This window comes from Chitinophagaceae bacterium (genome assembly GCA_007695095.1).
Taxonomy (GTDB): domain Bacteria; phylum Bacteroidota; class Bacteroidia; order Chitinophagales; family REEL01; genus REEL01.
In genome coordinates this window covers 1-3,848 of record REEL01000019.1, presented here as the reverse complement: position 1 = coordinate 3,848, position 3,848 = coordinate 1, and the positions used below count along the sequence as shown (strand labels likewise).

The window sequence follows — 3,848 nt, the reverse complement described above, 5'->3', positions numbered from 1 at the left end:
AAAGGTTAACTTTTATTTCCAACAAATATATTAAAAAATATTTTTAAATCTCAAATCAAAAAAAGCGTTTTAACTACTTTGATTTTTTTTGCACTTACATCAGTATAAATTTCTATGGTTTTACTGCTTTTAAATCCTAAAATTCATTTTCATACTTTAGTGGTAATTTTTAGTTAAGCATTTTTACAATTTTAGTTACTTTAGCGTGGGTTGTCTGACATTTATTTTAAACATAAAAAAAGCTTATCATTGATTGCTGGTTTAGTTTTGACAACTTGCAGCAAACTTAAATTTACCGGAAAGATGAAAAAAATAGATATAGATAACTGGAATAGAAAAGAGCATTTTGAATTCTTTTCAAAAATGGCAAGTCCTTTTTTAGGGGTAGTAACCGAAGTGGATTGCACATTATGCTATGAAAATGCCAAACAAAACGGAATCTCATTTTTTGCCAGTTATCTGCATAAGTCGATGATAGCTGTTAATACTGTGGAAGAGTTGAAGTACAGAATCTTAGACAGTGAAGTTGTGGTTTTTGACAAAATAAATGTCGGGTCAACTATAGGTAGGGAAGACGGTACTTTCGGATTTGTATACCTGGATTTTTTAGATAATTTTGACCGTTTTAATGCTGATTTGCAAAATGAAATAGAAGCTGTAAAAAACTCTACCGGACTCCGGCTTATCAATGATGACAAAAAGATAGATTTAATTCGACACACAACTTTTCCCTGGAATTCATTTAGCGGAATTTTACATCCTACGAATTTTGACCAAACGGATTCCGTTCCGAAAATTACTTTTGGAAAGTTTTTCATACGGGAAGAAAGGAAAATAATGCCTATTTCTATTGAAGCTCATCACGGCTTAGTTGACGGCTTTCATATTGCCAAATACCTTAAAGAATTTCAAAGCCAACTGAATAAAGAATAGCGTTTCCCTAAAACATAATATCTTTACTTTAGATATCTTCAAAAAATTAAAAAGCAAAAAATGCAAGGGTCAATTCACCACATCGAAATATATGTTTCAGATTTAAAAAGATCCATAGTATTTTGGGACTGGCTTCTTACTGAAAAGTTTAACTATACAGTTTTTCAAAAGTGGGATAGTGGGATTAGTTATAAGTTTAGCGAAACTTATATAGTCTTTGTTCAGACAGAGAAAAAATACCTGAATAATTACTTTAACAGAAAAAATACTGGCCTGAATCATCTGGCTTTTCGATGTAATACCAAAGGGTTTGTTGATGAATTGACTAAAGAGTTAAAAGAGAAAAATGTAGAAATTCTTTATACGGATAAACATCCCAATGCGGGAGGTGAAAATTATTATGCCGTATTTTTTGAAGATCCCGATAGAATAAAAGTTGAAGTGGTGGTAGATAATCAATGAGACGCTAAACTAAATGAAATTTTATTTAAAAATTGAACCCATGAAAAATTACATCCTTTTTATATTTCTACTTTTTAGTTTTTTCGCAAGCAGTCAGACAGCAGCTCAATGGGACAGCATAAAAGCAGGCGTTTCTCCCGGTATTGCTCCTGCATTTCAGAATAAGTATGAATCAGCTTACAGGCAACCACTTTCTGCTTACGGATGGGAAGACGGGATTCATATCTCCGGAGATGGTCTGCACCTTTATGCCCTTTATTATCCCGGTGATTTATTTGGTTTTACTTTATTTTTTCTGAATAACCTCAATACACTGCAAGGATGCGATTTACTGGGCAATCCGGAATACATCAGGCCTTATGCCGAAACTTTTGGCATGGATATTACAACGAATCCGTTTGATTGCGATACGTTTATTAATGTAGATATAATTTATGCTTCAAGAGCTTCTACAGATTTGCCTTTTACTGAATGGACTTTATCCGGAATAGCAAAACCCGCCTCACTACAAGGTGGGCCAATGCCACTTTTTAATAAAACAAATCCTGCTTTGGTAGATATATTTATGTTTACCGGTGATGGAGATATTTGGATCATTCGAAATACAACAGCAAACCCAAGCGGAATAGAGCAGGCCATCCGTTTAGATCCCCCGATTAATGCAGTTGAGAATGAGTTTAATGCCGATAATCCGCATTTGGAACGCTTGAATGGAGATACCCTTTTACTTGTGTATGAAAAATATACGAACCCTGATTTTCGGGATTTTATGTATGCATTCAGCTATGATGATGGCATAACATGGACTTCACCGCTTGCCATGACTACAGTCAGTCCGGCTTTAGGAAAAATTGAACATCCGCATTTATATCAAAACCCAATGGGGGAGTGGTCTTTTTACTTTTCTATAGATTGTGAAATTTACAGAGCAAAGCAAGAGATTCCGGGTAACTGGGACAGCTGGCAAGATCTTGAGCTTGTAATCACAAAAGGGAATTCCGAATGCGTGGGAGAGCCTTCTTTAACTGCGAAAGGGGATATTTCATTTGCAGTAGTGTATAAAAACCTCGTAAACAATGATTCAACCGATACCTATGATATCGATCCGTGGTTTTTGCCTATAAAAGATACGGTAAATTCTGTTATTGAAAGAAACCCAAATTTTGAAGTTTCGATTTTTCCCAACCCTTTTACCGGAAGCTTTCAAATTCAATCAAATATCGAAATTGAGAAAGTAATTGTCTATAATTTATTTGGGCAAAAAGTTTATGAAAGCAAGTTGAATGATGAGAGAACAGAAATTTTACTGAAAAACATCTCTAAAGGGATTTATTTTATTGAAATTCAAACTCCACTAAAGCTAATAAGACAAAAAATGCTAAAAAATTGATTAAAAAATCAGATGCCTAAAATGCGATTCGGGTATAAAATAATAGTTACTTTAGATGGTTTAAATTTTACCCGCTAAACGTATAAAATGATTAAAAAAAAGATACTTTCTGCCTATGAACAAATGGCTGAAAAGTATAGTGAACTTATTGATTATAAACCTCATAATGCGTATTATGACCGGCCTAATACCTTAAATCTTTTACCGGATGTAAAAGGGAAAACTATCCTTGATGCTGCTTGCGGACCTGGTAAATATGCAGAAATGTTAATTGCTCAAGGAGCCAATGTCAAAGGTTTTGATCTAAGTCCGAAAATGGTAGATTTAGCTATTCGCAGAAATCCAAAAAAAGGTGAGTTTTTTGTTCATGATCTTTCAGAAAGATTTGAGATGATAGAGGACAGCTCTTGTGATATTGTGCTTTGCGCTTTAGCCTTGCACTACATTGAAGATTGGACATTGACGATCAAGGAGTTTCACAGAGTTTTAAAGCCTGATGGAATACTGGTTTTTTCAATCGAGCATCCTTTTTTTGAATATATTTATTTTAAATCTAAAGTTTATTTTGAAGTTGAAAATGTAAAATGTACCTGGAAAGAGTTTGGAGAGCCGGTTGAAGTCAATAGTTTTAGAAGGTCTTTACACGATTGCATAAATCCACTTACAGAAAACGGATTTTATATTGACAAATTGGTAGAGCCCAAACCTGTAAAAGAATTTGAACAATTAGATTTAAAGCATTTCAATGAACTGAATAAGTTTCCTGCTTTTATGTGTATCAGGGCGGTTAAAAGAAAAGCAGAAATTGCAGTTTAAAAAAGTATCAATTTAATCTAAAGGGGGTAATCCTCCCTTCAAAAGATAATCTTATCTTTAGTATCATTTTTGGATAAATTGTATTTTTAACCCCACTCGGACATACCCCAAAATCATCAACTGTCTTTATGGAACTAAATGATTTTTTTAAACAATTTCATAATATCAGCGAGACTGATTATGATTTACTGAGTGAAAAATTAAAACCTAAAACTTTTAAAAAAGGGGATTTTTTAACCGTTCCGGG

5 protein-coding genes are annotated in these 3,848 nt (G+C 33.6%); all 5 read left to right on the top strand.

Going from position 1 to position 3,848, the window contains the following annotated elements; genetic code table 11:
* Positions 1–303 precede the first annotated feature (303 nt).
* Complete coding sequence (locus tag EA412_00355) at positions 304–933, top strand: chloramphenicol acetyltransferase (GenBank protein ID TVR84507.1); 630 nt, start codon at positions 304–306, stop codon at positions 931–933.
* 60 nt (positions 934–993) lie between these two features.
* Entirely contained in the window at positions 994–1,395 is a 402-nt protein-coding gene (locus tag EA412_00350; protein ID TVR84506.1) for a hypothetical protein, read from the top strand.
* A gap of 13 nt (positions 1,396–1,408) precedes the next feature.
* A complete protein-coding gene (locus tag EA412_00345; GenBank protein ID TVR84505.1) occupies positions 1,409–2,785 on the top strand; it encodes a T9SS C-terminal target domain-containing protein in 1,377 nt (458 codons plus the stop codon).
* 87 nt (positions 2,786–2,872) lie between these two features.
* A complete protein-coding gene (locus EA412_00340) occupies positions 2,873–3,601 on the top strand; it encodes a class I SAM-dependent methyltransferase (protein ID TVR84504.1) in 729 nt (242 codons plus the stop codon).
* A 128-nt stretch (positions 3,602–3,729) separates the two neighbouring features.
* A partial coding sequence (locus tag EA412_00335; GenBank protein TVR84503.1) for a Crp/Fnr family transcriptional regulator occupies positions 3,730–3,848 on the top strand: 119 nt, incomplete at its 3' end.

Coding starts and splice junctions, on each gene's coding strand:
- EA412_00340 (TVR84504.1), top strand. CDS start 2,873: ATGATTAAAAAAAAGATACTTTCTGCCTATGAACAAATGGCTGAAAAG.
- EA412_00345 (TVR84505.1), top strand. CDS start 1,409: ATGAAATTTTATTTAAAAATTGAACCCATGAAAAATTACATCCTTTTT.
- EA412_00350 (TVR84506.1), top strand. CDS start 994: ATGCAAGGGTCAATTCACCACATCGAAATATATGTTTCAGATTTAAAA.
- EA412_00355 (TVR84507.1), top strand. CDS start 304: ATGAAAAAAATAGATATAGATAACTGGAATAGAAAAGAGCATTTTGAA.